At 63.2% G+C, this 21,044-nt stretch carries 18 protein-coding genes; 2 read left to right on the top strand and 16 right to left on the bottom strand.

Annotated features, from left to right (window positions below; translation table 11 throughout):
- Positions 1 to 5: 5 nt before the first annotated feature.
- Positions 6 to 2,378: a xanthine dehydrogenase family protein molybdopterin-binding subunit gene (locus UP10_RS30955; RefSeq protein WP_044590990.1), complete on the top strand. Its 2,373-nt coding sequence runs from the start codon at positions 6 to 8 to the stop codon at positions 2,376 to 2,378.
- 17 nt (positions 2,379 to 2,395) lie between these two features.
- On the opposite strand, the gene UP10_RS30950 is transcribed toward UP10_RS30955, so the two are convergent.
- The 4 genes from UP10_RS30950 to UP10_RS30935 are packed head-to-tail and all read right to left on the bottom strand — an operon-like array spanning position 2,396 to position 5,989.
- On the bottom strand, positions 2,396 to 3,262 hold the full coding sequence (locus tag UP10_RS30950; RefSeq protein WP_044590989.1) for an efflux RND transporter periplasmic adaptor subunit: 867 nt from the start codon (positions 3,260 to 3,262) through the stop codon (positions 2,396 to 2,398).
- A complete protein-coding gene (locus UP10_RS30945) occupies positions 3,259 to 3,465 on the bottom strand; it encodes a DUF1656 domain-containing protein (protein ID WP_044590988.1) in 207 nt (68 codons plus the stop codon). Before UP10_RS30945 ends, UP10_RS30950 begins: the two co-directional genes overlap by 4 nt.
- Positions 3,462 to 5,513: an FUSC family protein gene (locus UP10_RS30940; protein WP_044590987.1), complete on the bottom strand. Its 2,052-nt coding sequence runs from the start codon at positions 5,511 to 5,513 to the stop codon at positions 3,462 to 3,464. The genes UP10_RS30945 and UP10_RS30940 overlap by 4 nt, the downstream gene beginning before the upstream one ends.
- Before the next feature lie 2 nt (positions 5,514 to 5,515).
- On the bottom strand, positions 5,516 to 5,989 hold the full coding sequence (locus UP10_RS30935) for a MarR family winged helix-turn-helix transcriptional regulator (RefSeq protein ID WP_044590986.1): 474 nt from the start codon (positions 5,987 to 5,989) through the stop codon (positions 5,516 to 5,518).
- 84 nt (positions 5,990 to 6,073) lie between these two features.
- On the opposite strand from UP10_RS30935, the gene UP10_RS30930 reads away from it, so the two are divergent.
- Positions 6,074 to 7,309, top strand: coding sequence for an MFS transporter (locus UP10_RS30930; RefSeq protein WP_044590985.1), 1,236 nt, complete (start codon positions 6,074 to 6,076; stop codon positions 7,307 to 7,309).
- Positions 7,310 to 7,323: 14 nt separating this feature from the next.
- Here the strand turns inward: UP10_RS30930 and UP10_RS30925 are convergent, their stop codons facing one another.
- The 12 genes from UP10_RS30925 to UP10_RS30870 all read right to left on the bottom strand — a co-directional run bounded on the left by UP10_RS30925 (position 7,324) and on the right by UP10_RS30870 (position 20,827).
- Entirely contained in the window at positions 7,324 to 9,615 is a 2,292-nt protein-coding gene (locus UP10_RS30925) for a nitric oxide reductase activation protein NorD (protein ID WP_050043855.1), read from the bottom strand.
- Between the two features lie 14 nt (positions 9,616 to 9,629).
- The gene (locus UP10_RS30920; RefSeq protein WP_197086927.1) at positions 9,630 to 10,442 is read right to left on the bottom strand and encodes a CbbQ/NirQ/NorQ/GpvN family protein; all 813 of its coding nucleotides are present in this window, start codon (positions 10,440 to 10,442) and stop codon (positions 9,630 to 9,632) included.
- Positions 10,443 to 10,491: 49 nt separating this feature from the next.
- Positions 10,492 to 11,511: an alpha/beta fold hydrolase gene (locus UP10_RS30915; protein WP_044590983.1), complete on the bottom strand. Its 1,020-nt coding sequence runs from the start codon at positions 11,509 to 11,511 to the stop codon at positions 10,492 to 10,494.
- A 34-nt stretch (positions 11,512 to 11,545) separates the two neighbouring features.
- Complete coding sequence (locus tag UP10_RS30910) at positions 11,546 to 12,880, bottom strand: purine-cytosine permease family protein (RefSeq protein WP_044590982.1); 1,335 nt, start codon at positions 12,878 to 12,880, stop codon at positions 11,546 to 11,548.
- Between the two features lie 84 nt (positions 12,881 to 12,964).
- On the bottom strand, positions 12,965 to 14,002 hold the full coding sequence (locus tag UP10_RS30905) for an aliphatic amidase (protein ID WP_044591026.1): 1,038 nt from the start codon (positions 14,000 to 14,002) through the stop codon (positions 12,965 to 12,967).
- Between the two features lie 80 nt (positions 14,003 to 14,082).
- Positions 14,083 to 14,778 (bottom strand): urea ABC transporter ATP-binding subunit UrtE, encoded by a 696-nt coding sequence (gene urtE / locus UP10_RS30900; protein ID WP_044590981.1) that lies wholly within the window; start codon positions 14,776 to 14,778, stop codon positions 14,083 to 14,085.
- On the bottom strand, positions 14,778 to 15,527 hold the full coding sequence (urtD, locus tag UP10_RS30895) for an urea ABC transporter ATP-binding protein UrtD (protein WP_044590980.1): 750 nt from the start codon (positions 15,525 to 15,527) through the stop codon (positions 14,778 to 14,780). The genes urtE and urtD overlap by 1 nt, the downstream gene beginning before the upstream one ends.
- A gap of 3 nt (positions 15,528 to 15,530) precedes the next feature.
- On the bottom strand, positions 15,531 to 16,622 hold the full coding sequence (urtC, locus tag UP10_RS30890; protein ID WP_156164679.1) for an urea ABC transporter permease subunit UrtC: 1,092 nt from the start codon (positions 16,620 to 16,622) through the stop codon (positions 15,531 to 15,533).
- A gap of 62 nt (positions 16,623 to 16,684) precedes the next feature.
- Positions 16,685 to 17,578: an urea ABC transporter permease subunit UrtB gene (gene urtB / locus UP10_RS30885; RefSeq protein ID WP_044539784.1), complete on the bottom strand. Its 894-nt coding sequence runs from the start codon at positions 17,576 to 17,578 to the stop codon at positions 16,685 to 16,687.
- A gap of 58 nt (positions 17,579 to 17,636) precedes the next feature.
- Positions 17,637 to 18,908: an ABC transporter substrate-binding protein gene (locus UP10_RS30880; RefSeq protein WP_044590979.1), complete on the bottom strand. Its 1,272-nt coding sequence runs from the start codon at positions 18,906 to 18,908 to the stop codon at positions 17,637 to 17,639.
- 126 nt (positions 18,909 to 19,034) lie between these two features.
- Positions 19,035 to 19,676, bottom strand: a complete 642-nt coding sequence (locus UP10_RS30875; protein WP_044590978.1) for an ANTAR domain-containing response regulator — start codon at positions 19,674 to 19,676, stop codon at positions 19,035 to 19,037.
- Complete coding sequence (locus tag UP10_RS30870) at positions 19,673 to 20,827, bottom strand: transporter substrate-binding domain-containing protein (protein ID WP_044590977.1); 1,155 nt, start codon at positions 20,825 to 20,827, stop codon at positions 19,673 to 19,675. Before UP10_RS30870 ends, UP10_RS30875 begins: the two co-directional genes overlap by 4 nt.
- Positions 20,828 to 21,044 lie beyond the last annotated feature (217 nt).

Raw genomic sequence — 21,044 nt, 5'->3', positions numbered from 1 at the left:
CAGCAATGTCCGACACATCAGCAACCATGGATTTCCGGCGACGCGACGCCAGCGACAAGCTGCGCGGCCGCACACGCTACACCATCGATCGCTATTTGCCGGGGATGCTGCATGCAGCGGTGCTGCGCGCCAGCGTACCCTCGGGGCGTATCGTCCGTCTCGACACTTCCAACGCCGCTCGCATGCCCGGCGTACGCGCGATCGTGACGGCGGCCGATGCGCCCGGCAAGATCGGGATCGGCATCGCCGACCACCCGCTGTTCGCGCGCGACGTGATCCGCTATGACGGCGAGCCGCTGGCTGCGGTTGCAGCCGACACGCTGGCCCAGGCTCAGGCCGCGCTCGCCGTGATCGAAGTTGAAATTGCGCCCTTGTCGGCGGTGCTCACCATGGCCGACGCGCTTCAGCCGGCCGCGCCGCTCGTTCACCCCGACTGGCGCGAGCACGAGATCCTGCTCGAAGGCGGTGCGCGCAAAGGCAATGTCGCCTGGGAAGCAACTGTCGTCCGCGGCGATGTCGATGCCGCCTTCGCCAGAGCGGACGTCGAGATCGTCGAGAGCGCCTTCCGCGTCGGGCGCCAAAACCATGTCGCCTTCGAGCCGCGCGCGGTGGTCGCAAGCTATGAGGATGGACGTTTCCACATCGAGACGTCGACCCAGGTGCCCTGGACCGTCCGCAACGCGACCGCGCGCCTGCTCGGTGTTGCCGCCTCCCAAGTCCGAGTGACGGTGCCGGCGGTCGGCGGCGGCTTCGGTCTCAAATTCGACCTTGCGGTCGAGCCGTTCGCCGCGCTGCTTGCGCGTGCCAGCGGACGATCGGTGCGGCTGGTCAACTCCCGCGAGGAGGAGATGCTGACCTGCCTGTTCCGCGAGAATGCCGAGATCAGCATTCGCTCGGCGGTGACACCCAACGGCGAGATCGTCGGTCGCGAGGCCGTCGTGCTGATGGATTGCGGCGCCTATGGCGGGGAACAGATTTTCCTGACTACGATGACCGCGCATACGCTCGGCGGCAACTACCGGCTCGGCACGGTGCGGCTGGTCTCACGCGCGGTCTACACCAACACCGCCCCGAACGGCGCCTTCCGCTGCTGCAACGGCGTCTACAACACCTTCGCACTGGAGCGGCACACCGACGAGATCGCCGCGCGGATCGGCATGGACCCCCTCGCCTTCCGTCGCCGCAACGTGCTCGGCGACGGCGATCTCGGCGCCACGGGACAAGTCTTCGAGGGCAACGTGCTCGGCCCGATGCTGGAGCGAATGGACACGCTGCGCGATGCGGCCGCGGCGCCACGCGTGCTTGACGATGGCCGGCTCTACGGCCGCGCCACCACGGTCGGGACATGGTTCGTCTTTGTCGGCCCGTCGGCCGCGACCGTGAACATGAATGCCGACGGCACGGCGACGCTCGTGACGTCAGGCGTCGAGATCGGCTCCGGCTCGATGATGCAGAGCCTGCCGCAGATCGTCGCCGGCACGCTCGGCATGAATCCTGGGGACGTGATCGTGCGTGCCGCCGACACCGATGCGGCCGGCTACGATGTCGGCGTCGGCGGCGGTCGCACCACGGTCGCGCTCGGCGCCGCGAGCCTGTCGGCCGCGCAGGAGGTCCGCACCAAACTCCTCAAGGTCGCCTCGGAAATGATCGAGGCGGCACCTGAAGACCTTGTGATGCGCCAGGGACGGATCGAGATCGCCGGCGCACCCGGCTCCGGCCGCACGATCACTGAAGTTGCGACCCGCGCCCAGGCCAAGATCGGCCCGATCTCGGGCACCGGTGCCTTCACCGGCGCCGGCGTGCCGGCGATGCCGGGATGCGTCGCGGGCCACTTCATCGACGCGATCGATATCCCGGTCTTTGCTGTGCATGACTGCGAGGTCGCCGTCGACAAGGAGACCGGACATGTCGAAGTGCTGAATTATCGCGTCGTCCAGGATGTCGGCCGTGCGTTGAACCCGCGCGCCGTCCATGGCCAGATCCAGGGCGGCGTGGTGCAAGGGCTGGGCTATGCCCTGCACGAAGAGGTGACAATCGGCAGCAACGGCCGCGTCTGCCAGAACGGGTTCGAGACCTACCGCGTGCCGCTGGCGCTCGATGTCGTTCCGGTCGAGATAAATCTCTACGAGGGAGCGCCGTCGATCGGACCTCTTGGCACCAAGGGTGCGGGCGAGGTCCCGATCCTCAACGTCGGCGCGGCTGTCGCATGTGCGGTCGCGAATGCGACGGGAAAACGCGTCCAGGAGTTGCCGTTGACGCCGCCGCGCGTGCTCGAGCTTCTGCTCGACCGCAGGCAGGACCTCACCCTGCCGCACATCGCCGACGTTTGGGCAGACAATCTGGTGCGCCCGCACGGCACGTCAGGTCGCACAGTCTGAGCCGAGGACGTACTCGGCTATTTCATGACCTCGACGGTCGCGGAGCGGCCCGCCACCAGCGCTACGCCGTCGGGAAGCTGATCCAGCACGATGCGCACCGGGACGCGTTGCGCGAGGCGAACCCAACTGAAGGTCGGGTTGACGTTGGCCAATAGGTTCGCGCCTTCGGCCCGGTCGCGATCTTCAATACCGGCTGCGATGCTCTCGACATGCCCGGTAAGCCGAACCGGATCGCCCATCAGGCGGACCTCGACCTTGTCGCCGACATGGATGCGCGCCAGCTTGGTCTCCTCGAAATAGCCCTCGACATGCAGCGTATCGGTGTCGACCAGCGCCATCACGCCCTTGCCCGCGGTGAGGTAGGCGCCGGGCCGCAGATCCATGTTGGTGATGGTGCCGTTCACCGAGGCATGCACCTCGCTGCGATCGAAATTGAGCTGCGCCACCGCGCGATCGGCGACGGCCTGGTCATAGGCCGCCTTGGCCTGGAGCTGCGTCGCCAGAACCTGCTCCTGCTTCTGCTGCGACACTGCGTCGGTCGTCAGCGAGTTGTAGCGCTTCAGATCGGAGTTGGCTTGATCCAGCGTCGCATGATGGCCGGCGAGCGCGGCATCGGCCTGCTGCAACGCCAGCGCAAAGCGTGCACGATCGATCCGGAACAGGACATCGCCGCGACGGACCTTCTGGTTGTCCTTGACCAGCACGTCGGTGACGAAGCCGGACACGTCCGGCGCGACCTGCACCACGTCGGCGCGGACCCGGCCGTCACGCGTCCATGGCGATTCCATATAGTAGACCCAAAGCGCGCGGCCGACCGCGAGCGCCGCGACGACGGCGATCAGCGTCAGCACAGCGCGGCCGAGCCAGGCGAAATTCCCCTTCATGGCAGAAACTCCGAGAGATAGACGACGACGCCCAACAGGCAGACATAGAGGGCGAAATTGAACAGCGCGCGGTGCCAAACCAGCCGGTAGAGCCCGAAGTGCTGCATGACCCGACTCACAATGGCGCTGAGCGCATAGGCCAGGATCAGCCACAGCAGCAGCGCCGGAACCAGCACACCGTAGATGTCGAGCTCAAACCTCATGCCGCAAAACTCTCCTCGGGCCGCGGCTGATACGCCGGCGCATTTGGAAACAGGCTGCGGCGGATACCCACGAGGCCGAGCAATGCATCATCCCGCGCGCGGTCATTGGGATCCTTGACGGCCTCGGCCACCGCGGCATCGATACGCGACAGCAGTTCGACCGGCATTGCCTCGTTGCCATGGGCGCGAAACACCGCCGCGAAATCGTCCAGCATGGCGTCAATGGCATGCACGGTCGATGCGGCCAGGCCATAGCGGGCGCGCCTGAGGTCGATGATGTTGAGCCCGACACGAAGCTGGGTCAGGCTGTCGGCATCGCGGCGGTCGCTTTCAGAGATGAAGGCGATACGCTGCACCAACAGTCCGAGCCGGTGCAGCATCAGCCCAGCAAACTGCGCGCGATCGCCGTGGCCACGGTGCTCGGCAGCGACCGCGAGTTCCTGCCAGCTCGATTGCATCAGGCGCCTGGCGATCCATTCGGCGCCGACGCCGCGCGCGACCCGGGTCACGATCTCGGCGATGACGATGCCGAGGAAGAAGGCGACCGAGGTATTGGCGAAGCTGGCAAAGTCCGCGCTGTAGGTCGATTGCAGCGCGAGCAAGGTTGCAGTGTTGGCGGCGAGCGCCGAGCCGATCGGCTGGGTCGCGGGCCGTGAGATCAAGAAGCCGTACAACAGGAAGGTCGGCGCCAGCGCTGCTATCAGCACCTCGATATGCGAGATCCCGGGCACCAGCGCGAACTGATAGATCGCGACGACGACGATCGCGACCAGCGACCACAGGCCGAAGGCCCGGATGCTGCGCGCCGGCTCGTCCTGCGCGGCGAAGAAGGAGCAGGCGACCGCCGCCATCATCGGCGCCGAGGCGCCGTCCGCCCAGCCGGTCGCGATCCACAACCCACAGCAGATCAGGATGGCGATTGCGGCGCCCGCGGCCGACCAGAGCGCCATGCCGTGATCGCGATGGCGCACCGGCGCGGCCCCGGACTCCGGGCGGAACGCCAGCGCGACGGTGGAGACATCCTGACCCGCGGCGATCGCATCGCCGATCGCACGGCAGTCGGCCGAGATGTCGACGAGGTCGCGCAGGCGCAGCAGCAGGCTGATCGTGACGATGCGCTCGCGCGTTGCTAGGCCGTCGAGCGCGGAGTGCCGTTCCGCGATCGCGGCGCGAATCTGCTCGCCGGATTGCCGGATGCGATCCTCGTCGATAATCCATTCAGCGATATCGCCAAGCAGGCGCCGTAGTTCCGGTCGCTGTTGCAGCGTCGCCTCGCCGAGTGCAGCAAGCCGGTCCTCGATCGACGTCATCACCGGCAACAGCATCAGCATGCGCAACCGGATCTCGCCGAGGCCGCGCACGGCGCCGGCAGCGGCCAGCCGGTCATAGCCGAGATGGGTCGATAGCATATCGATCTGGACGACATCGGTGGCAAGGCGGAGGCGCAGGGCCCGGCGTCCTTCATCGGTACCACTCTGAAGCAGCACGTCGCGGGACAGGCCGCGCGCATCTGCGAGCCATTTCCGGACACGGTCGCGGACCGCCGGCCCGACGCTGCGCGGGAACACCACCGTCGACACCAGGCCCGCACAGATGATGCCGAGCGAGATTTCCTCGACCCGTGCCAGAGCGATATCGAAGACGCTACCTGGCTCGGACACTGACGGAAAGCCGATCAAAGCCACGGTATATCCGGCCAGCATGAAGACGTAGCTGCGCGGCGTGCCGTCGAGCAGCGACAGATAGAGGCAGAGCCCGACCCAGAGTGCGATCGCGAGGCACAAAAGTTCGGGCGCATTGACCAGATTCGGCACGAGGGCGATCGTCATGCCCGCGCCGACCCACGTCCCCATCAGCCGGAAAAAGGCCTTCGAGCTGGTCGCGCCGGCCAGCGGCTGCGAAGCGATATAGACCGTCGCCATCGCCCAATAGGGCCGCGGCAGATCGATCGCCAGCGCAATGACGAGCGCCAGCATCGACGCGGCGAACGTCTTCAAAGCAAAAATGAGGTCCGCATGGCGAACCAGGAACGGCTCTTCCGCGCGCATGACTATTTCGCCTCTGCAACAGTCTTCGCTTCATGCAGGCGGCTGACCCGCTGCTCGATGCGCTGAAGTGTCGCGAAGGTTACCGCAAGTTCGTCGTTGTCGATATCCTTCAGCAGATTGGCCCGCATGCGGCGCAGCACCCGGTTGATCCCCTCGACCTTGGCCTCGCCGGTCGCAGTGAGATGCAAGGTCTTGGCACGCCGGTCGGTCGGATCCTCGCGGCGCTCCACCAGACCTTCGGCTTGCAGCAGATCGATCAGCCGAACCAGCGAAGGCCCCTCGATCCCCAATTCGTCGGCCAGCACGCCCTGGCGAACGTTGTCCCCCTGCCGCGACAGCACCAGCAGCGGAATCGCGGTCGCGTCGGACAGGCCGTGATCGGACAGCGCCTGGTCCGTTTCGCGGCGCCAGATCCGGCCGAGCCGTGTGACCAGGCGGCCGATCTCGGCGTGGATGTGGGATTGGGTGGGAGGCATGCAAATTAGATAGGACACGAACTATTAGGCTACAACTATATAATCGACACGGACGATCACGAAAAAGCGAACGAGGACAACGCAGTGGGCGCGGGCTCGACAGCAGAGGCACGCGAGGAAGTCCCCGGCGAGGGCAGTCTGGCACTGGTCCCGACCTTCATCGTCGTGGCCGTGGATGCGACCGGAATGGGGATCATCCTGCCCCTGCTGCCGTTCTATTCGCAGCGGCTCGGCGCAACGCCGTTCCTGATCGGCGCGCTGATCTCGGTCTATGCGGTTTGCCAGCTCATCGCCGGTCCCGTGGTCGGCATCCTCTCCGATCGCTATGGCCGGCGGAAAGTGCTGGTCGTCAGCCAGATCGGAACCTTTGTCGGATTCGTGCTTCTCGCCATGGCGGGCAGTTTGACGCTGGTGTTTCTGGCCCGCATCATCGACGGACTGACGTCCGGCAACATCTCGGTGGCCCACGCCTATGCGGCGGAGCACAGTGCGCCGTCGACCCGCAAACAGGCGCTCGGCATGACCAGCGGAGCGATTGGAACCGGATTGCTGGTTGGCCCCGCGCTTTCGGGCCTTCTCGTCCATTACGGTGACACCGCGCCGGTGTGGGCGGCAGCAGCATTATCGCTGGTCAGCATTCTTGCCACGATCGGCCTGTTGTCGCCGGATCACCCGGCCTCCGAGCCGCTCTACCAGCAGCGGGTGCCTGAGCCGACACTGGCGCATACGATGCTCGAGATGCGCTATGCGTGGCGCCTGCTCTGTCTGCTCATTGTGTTCTTTTTCGTCAACTCGATGTTCCTCTCGCAAATCGGCCTGTTCCTGTCGGCGCGGTTCAGTTGGGACGGTCATCCGTTCGGCACCCGCGAACTCGGTTGGATGTTCGCCTATGCCGGCTTCATCAACATGGTCGTCCAGGGCTTCTTCATCACGCGCGCCAATTTGCTGGTCTCCGACCGCAATATCGTCACAGTGGCGTTTGCCGGCATGGGACTTGGATTCCTGGGACTTGCGATCGGAAACCGGATCAGCCTGCTCGTCGTGTTCCTGACGCTGATCATCATTGGCACCATGTTCGCCCGCAGCACGCTGACGGCTGAACTTTCCCGCAGCACCGCGATCAACCGTCAGGGCATGATCATGGGCCTCAATCAATCGCTGATGTCGGGCGCCAGTATCAGCGCCCCGCTCCTGAGCGGCGCACTGATCGGCCACCAGCTCTTCGTCAGCTGGGCGCTTGCGATGGCGGTCATCGCGACGGTCGGCGCTGCGCTGGCGCGACAGCTGCTCGCCTTTGCCGAGCCCGCAGGCGCAGATTGATCGCGCGGCGTCATCTATTTCTTCAGTTCTGTATAGAGCTGCATCACCCGCTGCGGCAGCACCTCGATACGTGGCACGCGAAGCGAATAGCGCTCGCCGAAAATACGGTCGAGCTGCAAAAAGCCGCCGCCGCCCATGCCGAACGCAAAAATATCGATGCCATGCCGGCGCTGTTGCTGGACGACACGACGAGCGTCTTCCGTGAGATATTGAGGGTCCGGCACATCAATGTCAGAAGGTTCACCATCGGTCAGCACCAGTAACACCTTGCGGTAGGCGCGGCGCCGCACGAGATAGCTGCCCGCGTGGCGCAATGCCGCGCCGAGCCGCGTCGAATGGCTGCTGCCAAGTCCGGCGAGACGCGACCGCACTACCGCGTCTATCGGCTCGTCAAAACTCTTGATGCGCAGATAGCGCACGCGTTCGCGGCCGTCAGAGTTGAAGCCGTGCACCGCGATCGCGTCATTGGCGGCCTCCACCGCCGCCGCCATGATCGCAGCCGCCTTGCACTCGACATCGAGAATGGTTCGTCCAGCGCGGTCGCGGTCGGCGGTCGATTGCGACAGATCCATCAGCAGCAGAATGGCGAGATCGCGTGGCCCCGGCGCATCGCGCTGGTAGACCCTGGGCTCGCTGACATAGCCAGCACGCCGCTCGATCGTCAGTGCGATCGCAGCATCGATGTCGATCACTTCACCGTCGGGTTGGCCCTTGTGGCGGAGGCGTCGGCCGATCGAGGCATCGCGGGTCAGTTTCGTGACCCTGCGCATCGCGTCGGTATCCGACGGCGGATCGAAAGGCGTTGCGAAAGCCGCGGCGTCCGCTTCCAGGATGGTCGTCCAGTCGATCCGCTCGATGCCCGCAGCATAGTCCCATTCCGGATAGGTTGCGACCGGAAGGCCATCCAGCAGCGTCACCGTGCTCGCCCGTGCGCGCAGCGTCTCGTCGGGCTTCGCGTTGTCATCGGAGGAATGTCCGTCTGCATCGTCGCGCCGTTCGATCCGCACGGAATCGACCGCGAGTTCGATCGTCTCGGCCGGAGCGTCGGGCTGGTCGCCAAGATCCCACAGCGCCAGATTGTCGTCGCGATAGGCGGGTTCGACGACGTAGCTCTTGGCGTTGAACTGCAGCCGCATCTGCCCGATGTCGTTACCGAGCAGTCCGCCGATCTCGCGGCTAATCGCGGGATCAGCCCAGCGGTCCGAGGCGGCGGCAAACAACGTTCGTCCCTTACCGACCCACGCGTCGGAATCCCGATAGTCCGGATCGATCAGCGCGCGCGCCAGCCGCATCATCAGTCCCGCTGCGGTTGCTTGCACGGACGGCGTCACGGTGTGAAAAGGCAACCAAAGTCGGCGCAAGCCGGGCATGTCGCAGAGCGCCAATGCCTCGACCCTGGCATCCTCGACCAGCGAGACCAGCGCGAGCTGCAGCGCCTTCAGCCGGCCGACGGGAAAGCGGACGACCGAATGAGCGAGATGCGCCCCGGCATGTGCCGTAGCCGCAAGATAGATCGTATCCGCCCCCTTGCCCTCGCAGCCGGGAAACGCCGCCGGCAAGCCAATGAGGCCGGCTGCGAGCGAGGTCCGTCGCGGCACCGGCGTCGGCGCAATCGGGAGCTTGCGAAAGCACGCCTTCTTGTTCCACAAGGCTAGCATGGTCGCGGCGAGCCGCTTTTCCAGCCGCGCGAAATCATCGCCTGTCCGACCGAGCGTAAACAACCGTGCCGAGAGCGCGTCATCGAGCGCGAAATAAGCCCGCCGCCGCACGGCACGGCCGCCGGTCGCGCGCAGGCCGGCGGAAATCCAGGCTGAAAAATCCTCGGCACCGGAGTGTGCCAGCAGCTGCTCCAGCCGGCCGATGGCGAGACCGACAGATTCGGGTCCTGCGTCGGCGAGTTGGCACAGCGCGGCAAGAACGGCCGTCAAGTCTCCCGCGCCCGCGAGCCGCGGCAGCACCTTGGACAATTCGGTCAGCAACGCATGCGCGACGCGGCTTCCGGCGCTGCGGCCGATGTCCCTGACGCCACACCCGATCGCGATCAGATCTTCGGCTGATCGCTGCGCCGGCCATTGCTCCGATAGCCGTAGAAAGCCCAGGACCACGACCTCGCCGAGATTGGCCTCGAACAGGCCGTGCACGGTCTCGTCCCAGGCCGCGATGCGATCGAAGGGCGCAGGCCGGCGCTGCAATGCAGCCCGCACCGCCTGCACGGCCGAACCTACATCGTCGTGGCCGCGCAACAGCGCCGCAAGCCGGTGGCCGGATCTGATACTATCGAGCGAACTGATTTGCGCGACCGCCACAAGGAAGCATCCATTTACGCACAGGCCGAAATCACATCCCGCAACGTGTTCCTGGTGTCCGCATCATCGGTCAGGGGAACGACGATCGTGGTCTCGCAGGCTTTTTCGAGGCTGATACCGTTCCCGATCAGCCGGCCGGCATTGACCAGCATCCGGGTCGATGCCCCCTCGTCCAGCCCTTGCCCTTTCAGGTTGCGGCTATGCTGCGCGATCTTCACCAGCAGATCAGCAATCCTGGGATCGATGCTGGCCTCTCGCGATACCACCTCGGTTTCCGCCGAATGGTCGGGATAATCGAAATCGAGCGCCGCGAAGCGCTGCTTGGTGGATTCCTTGAGATCCTTGATCGCGCTCTGGTAGCCCGGATTGTAGGAGATCACGAGCTGGAAATCGGAATGGGCGTGGATCAACTCGCCGCGCTTTTCCAGCGGCAGCACGCGACGGTCGTCGGTCAGCGGATGGATCACAACGGTCGTATCCTGACGTGCTTCCACGATCTCATCCAGATAGCAAATCGCACCAAAGCGGACCGCCGTGGTGAGCGGCCCGTCACTCCACACCGTGCCCTGGGCATCGAGCAGCCAGCGTCCGACCAGATCCGCCGCCGTCATGTCCTCGTGACAGGCCACCGTGATGAGCGGACGCCCGAGCCGCCAGGCCATGTACTCGATGAAACGAGTCTTGCCACAGCCGGTGGGCCCCTTCAGCATCACCGGCATACGGCTGACATAGGCCGCGCCGAACAATTCGACCTCATCCCTGAGCGGCCGGTAGTATGGCTCATCAGGGATGCGGTATTGGTCGAGCAGCAGAGCGGGGTTGGACAAGCTCACGCCCCCCTTGATCGCGCAGGCAGCCATTCGCAACCGATCGACATCACGATGCGAGCAGCTCCTTGAGCTTGGCATCGATGAAGGCGACGTCAACCGGATTCGTCCCCGGCCCGCCGGCGAAATGCCCCCAGATCGACGGCACGGGCTCGAACTTTGCGTTCGGCATGTTCGCGACCTCGAACTTGCTGTCCTCGGGCGGGAAATAGAGATCGGTCTGTCCCGGCATGACATAGGCCTTGGCCTTGATGGCGCCGAGCGCCGCCTTGAAATTGCGGTTGTAGATCTCGTTGTCGCTGATGTCGCCGTTCTGCCAGGTCCACAGCATCGTCAGGAGGTTGTTGGGATCCTTCGGCAGGAAGAAGCCCTCCCAGAAGGCGACCAGAAAATCCTCCAGTGAGGAATAGCCCAGCGTCTTGATGTCGAGCTGCTCGCGGTAGAATGCCTGCGAGAAGCCCCAGCCGGCATAGACGCGTGCAGCGGCACGCAAGCCGCGCGCCGGCTTCTCGGTGTACCAGCCCTCCTTCCACGCCGCATCCGCGGTCAGCGCCGCCTTGACGCCTTCGAGGAACACGAAGTTGTGGCGCGAGCATTTGGCCGAACCGCAGAACGGCGCCAAGAGGTCCATCATATCAGGATAGAGCGCGCCCCAATGGAAGCTTTGCAGTGCGCCCATCGACCATCCGACCACCATGCGGATATGCTTGATGCCGAATTTTTCGGTGACCAGCCGATGCTGGGCGCGCACATTGTCGGTGGCCGTCACTTGCGGAAAGCGCGGCCCGTTATAGGGCTCCGGCGTATTGCTCGGCGACGACGACAGGCCGTTGCCGAACATATTGGGGATGATAATGAAGTATTTCGCGGGATCGAGCGCCATGCCCGGCCCGATCAGCCATTCATTGTCGTAGTGCTGACCGGAATACCAGGTCGGATAGACGATCACATTGTCCTTGGCCGCATTGAGCTGACCGAAGGTCTTGTAGGCGAGCTTGCAGTCACGAATGGTGGCGCCGCGCTGCAAGGCCAAATTACCGAGATCATAGATCTGATAGTCGACGCTCATCGATGCATCCCTCTTGCTTGATCGCAGCAGCTGCTCATGCGGCCCTCGCCACTTTCTCCGTCGAGCTGTCCACCCGTGCGATCGCGAGATAAACGACACCCGCGACCAGCGCCGCCGAAATCGCAGTGGAGAGCCCCGGCATCAGATTTTCAACCGCAAGCGCGCATAGCGATCCAATGCCCCAGGCAATGAATGGCTTCGCCCGCCAATCCACGTCCGCCCGTGCGTTGGTGCGCAACAGGTATTGATCGACCAGGATGATCGCCCCGATCGGCGGCACCAGCACGCCGAGCAGCGACAACCACTGGATAAAGAACGCCCAGACGTTGCCCGCTGCGACAACGATGCCGATGGCGCCGAGCACGACAGCCATCAACCGCATGTTGGTGCCGAGGATGCGCGACCAGCCGGTCGCCGCGTTGTACAGGCAGTGCGAGCAGACCGAGCCGAGATTGGCGTAAAGGAAGATGAACGCGAGAATGCTGAGCCAGGTCAGCTGCTTGCCGTTCATGTAGCCGAACATGTTGTCGACCCCGAACGGATTGGCGTTCGGCACGGCAAGTGCGGCGGTCATCACGCCACCCACCAGCATCGCAACCAGATTGGCGAACGGAAATGCGCTGAAGGTGGCGGCAAGCGAGGCCTGCGAACTCGGCGCCCAGCGATTGAAGTCCGCCGTCACCGTACCGGCGTCGATGAACAGCGCGAGCACCACCGTGAGCCCGACGCCCATCGACATCGTCGCGACGCCATTATTGCCGGCATAGCCGAACACCGCGGAAGCAGTCGTGGTCGAAGCCGCGTCGGCCGCGACCCAGATTCCCAGCACGACGAACAGCGGCACCGACGCCAACCCGATCCAGTGCAATCCCCTCACCCCGACAAAGGTGATCCCGATATAGAGCACGCCCGCGACGATGGTCATCGCCACGTAGTTCAGGCCGTAGGTCGAGGAGATCAGGGCCCCGGTGATACCGGTCTGCACCGCGTACCAGCCGAGCAGCAGGGTCGACAGCAGGCCGGACGCCAGCACATAGCCTTTCCTGCCGAACACGATGCTCGCGATCAGCGCGAAGTTCATGCCGCGCCTTGAACCGATCAGGCCGAGCGCGCCGACATAGGCGAACATGATCAAATTGCCGATGATCATCGCCGCGAGCGCGTTCTTGAAGCCCATGCCCAGCACCAGCAGCGATCCGGTCATCGCGCCGGTGATGATCATGGGAAAGCCCAGCCACACCATGGTGACCGAGAAGGCACTGCGCCGGGCACTGATCGGCACCGGCTCGTGTTCGAACTCATGGCCGAGAAGTTCCTCGATCTGCCCCTCGGCCTGGTGAACGATACTGCTGTTCGCTTCGCTGCTCATGGTAATCCCCAATTCCCCGTGTGTGAAATCATCCAGGCTGCGCCGACGCGGCACAACGCGTCGGCGCAGGTCGCCCCTTTCGGATCAGCGATGCGCGGCTTTCTGGTTCGGAATGCCCTCGATCGGACATTCGTCGGTTCCGACGGTCGGACGGGTCATGGCTTCGACCATTTCCCGCGTGCCCTCGGGGTCCGCGATCCAGTTCTTGTAGAAGGTGTAGGGACAGACGGCATGGCCGCGATCCCCTTCGCCGGAGTTGATCAGGCCGGTGTAGCCGCGATGGACCAGCTTGAAGAGATGGTTCTGCGATTGCATGTTGCGGCGCGCGTCGCGGATCAGCGACACCGAGAGCTGCGCATACTGGATGCCGTTGTCCTCCGTGCCGCACTCGCCGAGCGTCCGGCCGTCGAAGCCGATGATCGCCGAGTGGCCGAAGTAGGAATAGACACCGTCGAAGCCTGAGGCGTTGGCAACCGCCACATAGCAATTGTTCGCCCACGCCATCGACTTCGATATCTGGATCTGCTGCTCCTTGGCCGGATACATGTAGCCCTGGCAGCGGACGATCAGCTCGGCGCCGCGCATTGCGCAGTCACGCCAGATCTCCGGATAGTTGCCGTCGTCGCAGATGATCAGGCTGATCTTCAGGCCCTTCGGCCCCTCCGAGACATAGGTGCAATCGCCGGGATACCAGCCCTCGATCGGCACCCAGGGCATGATCTTGCGATACTTCTGGACGATCTCACCCTTGTCGTTCATCAGGATCAGCGTGTTGTACGGCGCCTTGTTGGGGTGCTCCTCGTGACGCTCGCCGGTCAGCGAGAACACGCCCCAGACCCGTGACTTGCGGCAGGCGTCGGCGAAGATGCGGGTCTCCTCACCCGGCACCGACGACGCCGTCTCGTACATCTCCTTGGAGTCGTACATGATGCCATGGGTCGAGTATTCCGGGAAGATCACGAGATCCATGCCCGGCAGGCCGAGCTTCATGCCCTCGACCATCTTGGCGATGTTGCGCGCATTATCCAGCACCTCGGCCTTGGTGTGCAGGCGCGGCATCTTGTAATTGACCACGGCAACGCCGACCGTGTCCTTGCTGGAAGAAATATCACCGTGCAGCATATCGCTCTCCTTGTTTTTCGTCACAAACTCCCGGTGCCACTCCTCATGCACCGCTACTTACTGCTCTTCGATGCCGTTGGTCACACCGCCATGTGACGATGAACCAGCGCATCGCTGAGCTCGCCAATATCCCCCGATGCCACGACGCGTCCCTTCTCCATCATGGCGAAGCGATGAGCTGCACGGCGAACAAACGAGACATTTTGCTCGACCAGAATAACGGTGATCCCGAAATCGCGGTTGAGCCGAATGATGACGTTCTCGATATCCTCGACGATCGACGGCTGGATGCCTTCGTTCGGCTCGTCGAGCAGGACGATCTTCGGATCCGCGGCAAGTGCCCGGGCAATCGCCAGCTGCTGCTGCTGGCCGCCGGAGAGCACGCCACCATTGCGGTTGAGATTGTTCATCAAATACGGGAACAGCTCGGCGACCAGAGGCGGAATCTCGCGCCCGCCGTCGGCCCGCGCGAACGAGCCCATCAGGATGTTCTCGCGAATCGAGAAATCCGGGATGATCTCGCGCCCCTGCGGCACATAGGCGATACCGGCCCGCGCGCGCCGGAACGTCGGCAGCTCGCCGAGATCCATCGCGTCGAGGCGGATCTCGCCCTTCATGCGGTCGGTCAAGCCCATCAACGTCTTGAGCAGCGTCGTCTTACCGGTGCCGTTACGACCGAGCACCGCGGTGATCCTGCCTTCAGGCACGTCGAGACAGACGTCGTGAAGGATGTGGCTGCGGTCATAGAAGCTGTCGACATGCGCGAAGGCCAGCATCAGGAAATCCCCTTCGATCCCAGATAGGCCTCACGGACCTTTGGATTCTTCTCGATCTCCTCGACATTGCCCTCAGCCAACACCTGTCCGAGATGCAGAACCGTGATCCGCTCGGCGATTTCGCGCACGAAGGCCATGTCGTGCTCAACCACCACGATGGTGTGCCGGCCCTTGAGGTTGTTGACGATCAGCGAGGTCTTGTGCGTCTCGGCCTGCGTCATCCCGGCGGTCGGCTCATCAAGCAGGATGATCTTCGGGTTCTGAGTAATCAGCAGCCCAAGCTCGAGCCACTGAGTCTGGCCATGGCTGAGATAGGCTGCAACATGGTCGGCCTCCTCGGTCAGACCGACCAGCTCGATCACCTCGTCAACGATGCATTCGGCTTCCGCGCCGAAGCCGAAGCGCAGATTGGCGAACACCCCCGGATTCCTGCAGCTCGCGACCTCGAGATTGCGGCGAACCGTGAGCTCCTTGAACACGCTCGGAATCTGGAACTTGCGGCCGATTCCCGCACGCGCGATCTTGTGCTCTTCCCAGTTGGTGATGTCGGTATCGTGCAGGAATACGCGACCGGAGGTCGACCTGGTCTTGCCTGAAATCAGATCCATCAGCGTGGTCTTGCCGGCGCCATTGGCGCCGAGCAACACGCGCAATTCGCCTTCGTCGATCGTCATGGTCACGCCATTGACGGCCTTGAAACCTTCGAAATCGACGCCAAGTCCATCGACCGTGAGAGCTACCTGTCCCATCGCCTACTCCGCCAACTGCGAGGACGTATCGCCCACCCGCGTCGGGTTGGGCGAAGTCCTGGACTTCCACGCCAGCACACGATCGACCAGGTCGTGGGCGAGGCCGCCGAGGCCCCGGGGCAGGTAAAGCACGACCAGCACGAAGATCAGGCCGATGATGGCCTTCCAGGCTTCGGCGAATCCTTCGGTTTCGCTGACAGTCGCGGAGATGGTGTTGATCAGGATCGCGCCAATGCAGGCGCCGAGAATCGAGGAGCGTCCGCCAACCGCAGCCCAAACCACCATGGTGATGGAGAAGGAGAGGTCCATGAAGGTCGGCGAGGCGAACTCCGACACGATCACGTAGAGCATGCCGGCAAACCCCGTGATCGCCGCCGAGACCGCGAAGAAGAAGGTCTGGTAGGCTGTCACGTCGAAGCCGAGGTAGCGCGCCCGGTTCTGATCGTCCCGCACCGCCTGCAGGATCAGGCCTGCGCGGGTGTCGATCAGGAGCCGTGCGCCGATAAGCACGAGGCTGAGCGACACCGCGACGAGGTAATAGGTGGGAACGATATAGGGGTCGAATTCGAAGCCCGCGACCTTGAACCAGCCGAGGTCCGTCAGGCCATTGAAACCGTTGGTGACCGGCTGGGCATCGATCACAACAAGACGCACGAGCAGTACCAGCGCCAGCGTGATGATGGACACGAACACGCCGGAGATCCGCTTGCGGAACACGATGGTGCCAAGGAGCAGCGCAAGCAGCACCGGAAGGATCAGGCCCATCGCTACGCCGAACCACTGGCTCTGGAACGGCAGCCAGAGGAAGGACGCCTTGGTGATGCAGCACAGTTCGGTTCGCGCGCCCGGCTCGGCGTTCCACAGCATGAAATCGGGCACCGGCTTGTCGGAACCTTGCTGCAGACTGGTGGGGCTCGCAAGCTTCAGCGACATCGCGAGCATGTAGGCGCCGGCGCCGAAGAACAGCCCCTGCCCCAGATTGAGAATGCCGGCATAACCCCAGGACAGCGCCACCGCGACGCCGACTATCCCGTACACGAGATATTTGGCGGCGCGATTGAGCCAGAACGCATCCATGACAAGCGGCAGGATCATCAACAGAACGACGAACGTAGCGTAGATCGCCCAGTCGATACGGCGCCTCGGTGTCAGCCTCATCACCGGCCTTTCAGGGCGAACAGGCCCTTCGGCCTGAGTACGATGATGGCGATGACGACGCCGAAGACCACGGCACGCGCCAGGATGTCGTTGGTCGCCGCGGCGACCAGTCCGTTGATCTCGCCGAGGATGCCGGCGGAGAGCACCGACCCGAGCAGACTGCCGACGCCGCCCATCACGACGACCAGGAAGCCGTCAACCACCATCGACGTGCCCATGTCGGGAAACACCGTCTTGAAGCCGGACATCATGACGCCGGCAACCCCGGCAAGCCCCGAGCCGAACGCAAAGGTTAGCGCGTTGACGCGGCTTACATCGATGCCGCAGGCCGCTGCCATCTTCGGATTTCGGATGATCGCGCGCACCTGCATGCCGATCGCGGTTCGGTAGATGATAAACCACGTCATGAGCGCAAGGATCGCGGTGACCAGAATGATGAAGGTGCGGTAGCGGTTGATATCGGCGCCGAGGATCGAAAACGTACCCTGGAGGAACGACGGTACGCTGACGTTCTGCAGGCCGGGACCGAGGCCCTGAACGTGGATGCCGAGGAAGGACAGGCCGAATTCGAGCCGCACCGCCTGCTGGATCAGGATCGCGATCCCCCACGTCGCCAGCAACGTGTCGAGCAGGCGGCCGTACAGCTTGCGTACCACCACGCGCTCGATCAGGAGTCCGAGCAGAGCCGTGACAATGAACGCCAGCGGAATAGCGACGAAGATGTTGGTGCCGAGCCAGATGCCCGAGAGCACCGTGACATAGGCGCCGACCATCACCATCTCGCCATGCGCCATGTTGATGACGCCCATGGCACCATAGGTGATCGCAAGACCAAGGGCGACCAGAAGGAGGATCGACCCCAGGCTTAAACCGATGAATAGGACTTCGAGCATGATGTCGTCCCGTCATCCACCGCGCGGGAGATGGCGCGGTGGATGATCTTTGCCGCCGTCAGGTTTTCAGCTTGACCGTATCGAGCCCCTTGCCTGTGCAGAACAGGTTGGTCGGGGTCTCGCCATAGGCGACATAGGGCAACGGGATCGTCGGCTCCTTGTAGGCGTCGATGATCTTGCCTTGCCCATCGGGGAGCCACTGCGCGATGCGAGGCGTCAGGTAGGTGTGGAGGTTGTCCGGATCGATCTTGACGTGGCCGTTCGGGGCGTCGAATTCCTGCCCTTTCACCGCATCGCGGATCGCAACCGGCGTGATCTCGGCCGCCTTCTCTACCGCCTGTTTCCAGAGGAATACCTGGAAGTAGGACGATTCCAGCGCGTGATGGGTGACGGCCTTCGGGTCCTTGACGAAGGCGCGGTAACGCTCGACGAAGGCCCTGTTACGGTCGGTGTCGATCGCCTGGAAGTATGGGAACGAAGTGTAGCTGCCGACGGCATATTCAGCGCCCATCGCGGCAATTTCGATCTCGGAGGTCACAGTCGCGCAGATCGGCAGCTTGTCGTGGGTCAGGCCCTGGTTTTTATATTCGCGGTAGAACGCCACCACGGAGTCGCCGACCACGTTAGACAACACGACATCGCAACCGGAGCCCTTGATCTTGTTGACCATCGAGCCCCACTCGGAATGGCCAAGTTCGAGATACTCGTCAGCGATCCATTCGCCGCCGTTCTTCTCGATCAGGATCTTCGACACCTTGGCCATCTCGCGCGGATAGATGTAGTTCGATCCGACGATGAAGAACTTCTTCTTGCCCAGCGTCTTGATGATCCACGGGATGAAGTTGGAAAGCTGCTGGTTCGGAACGGCACCGGTGTAGACGACGTTCTTGGAACACTCGAAGCCTTCGTAATAGGTTGGATAGAAATAGAGATTGTTGCGCTTCTCGAACACCGGCAGCACCGCCTTGCGGCTCGCCGACGTGTAGGAGCCAAACACGGTCGGCACCTTGTCCTGGATGACGAGTTTCGATGCCTTTTCGTTGTAGGTCTTCGGATCGGACGCGCCGTCCTCGGCGATCGCGGAGATCTTCATCCCTTTGACGCCGCCGGCGGCGTTGATCTCGCTGATCGCCATCATGGTGGCGTCGTGCAGCGATTTCTCGATGATCGAGAGACCGCCAGTCAGCGAGAACAGTACGCCGACCTTGATGTCACCGCCGGCGGCATAAGTGAGATCGGCGTTCTTGTTCCAGATGTGCGGCAATCCGGCGCCGGCAAAAGCGCCAAACGCTGCCGTATTCCTCAGCAAAGTCCGCCTCGATATGCTCATCCCTTAGTCCTCCAGGATCAGAAAAACAAAAAGCCCTCCCGATGCGCGCTGACGCGAGCATTGGGAGGGCTTTGTTGCCGGTTATGTCGTAGGCGGCTCTGTCGCCGCCGGCCCCGCTATTGGGGCTTACTGTTGATGATCGTAACCAAGCAATTCAAACGAGTCAACAATCGCCGCGGCGACTGCACTCGCCGACACCCGGCGGTCCATCGCTTGCCGCCGGATAAAACCATAGGCTTCGGTTTCCGGCATCTGCCGCGTCGCCATCAGGATGGCCTTGGCGCGCTCCACCGTGCGCATCGAGCGCAGATTGTCATCAAGCTTTTCGATCTTGCTGCGAAGCCGCCGCTCGTAGCCGAACTGGCTGCGCGCCAACACGAGGCTCGACAGCACCGCGTTAGGCGTGAACGGCCGCGGCAGGATCGCGTTCGGTGTCGCATGACACAGCGCGTCGGCGTGCACGGGCTCCGTCGCCGGCAGGATGATGACAAGCGCCGAACGCGCGTCGCCGGGAATCCACGGCAGGCGGCGCGCCAGATCCGGCGAATACTCGCAGTACACCACGTCCGCATCGGCAGGTACGCTTTCCGGCATTGGCCAGACCTGCCGAACGCGCATCCTGAACCGCTGCAATTCGCGGAGCAACATGCCGACCTGATCGTCGACCGGGGCGACCACGACAGCCGACAGATCGGCGAGCTCCTGCACCATGGACTTGCGTCCGCCGAGGTCCCGGTTGACGGACGGTTTACGCGACATTTCGTTCATTGGACGCTTCCTGTTTGCGTTGCGCGACCATACCCGATCAGGAACGGATCCGCATGCACCGGCGCTTTCGACTGGCTGACAACATCGAACTGTCCATGGTGGTTGGCACAGCCGATGCGGCTCCACAGGTCGGTGTGGCCCGACGTCGGGTTGACCGTGACCGCGCCCTGGGGCGCGTCGAAGCTGCTGCCGAACACCATTGAGCGAAGGATTTCCGTATCGAGCGTATTGACCTGCTCGAGCGCTTTCGCAAAAAGATGCAGTTGAAAATATGAGGCCTCGGCGCACATGTTGGTCGAGATATCAGAGCCGAATCGCTTCTTGAAGCGCTGCACGAACGCGTTGTTGGCGCTGCCCTCGACGCCCTGAAAGTAGGATGCCGCCGTGATGTGCCCCTCGCCGACGTCGAATCCCATGGCCGCGATCTCGGCTTCAGTCGTCGTCAGGCTCGCAATCGGCATCTGCTTCGGATCGAGCCCGACATTCGCATAGGCCTGATAGAGAAAGGATGTCCCTTCTCCGACGACGGTCGAAAAGATCACGTCGGGCTTGACTCGCTTGATGTCCTGAATGATCGGCAGGAAATCCTGCCAGCGCGCATGAACATTGACATAGCGCTCGCCGACCACAGAACCCGCATTGGCCTTGAGCAATTCGCGCATCACGCGATTGGACTCGCGCGGGTAGATATAGTCCGACCCGACGAAGTAGAACCGCGTCCCAAACGTATCCATCAGGTAACGGCACAGCGCGAGGCTGTTCTGGTTGGGCGATGCACCGGTATAGATGACGTTTGGCGACGCCTCGAAACCTTCGTAGAGCGTCGGATACCAGAGCAGGCCGTTCAGCCGCTCGACGACCGGCAGCACCGCCTTGCGGCTCGACGAGGTGTAGCAGCCGAAGATCGTGCTGACCTGATCCTCGATCATCAGCCGCTTGGCGTAATGGCCATACGCGACCGAATCCGAACCCGGATCGTAGGCGACAGGAACCAGCTCACGGCCGCAGACCCCGCCCGCGCCATTGACCTCCTCGATCGCGAGCTGCGTGCCCTGATATTGGGTTTCTTCGATGACCGACATGAAGCCGGTCCGCGAAAACAACACCCCGATCCGCCACGGGGCAGAAGTTGTTTGCTTAAGGTTCGACATGATCTAGCCCTCAACACCGCAGGAGGGACGAGAGTGATTGTTGTTCTTGTTGCTCTCGAACAGGATTGCCGGCGGCACAGAATTGCATGTCATCTGCCACGAGACAAGGACTGAGGCAACCAATGTCGGTGACGAAATTGATGCAACCGAACGAAATATAGGCAACGACCAGGTCACGCCCACAGCGCTTCACAAACTGCCCATCGCCTTTAGACGA

The organism is Bradyrhizobium sp. LTSPM299, from assembly GCF_000938235.1.
GTDB lineage: Bacteria > Pseudomonadota > Alphaproteobacteria > Rhizobiales > Xanthobacteraceae > Bradyrhizobium.
Note: the sequence above shows the minus strand (reverse complement) of the source record. Positions and strands in the feature narration are given on the sequence as shown.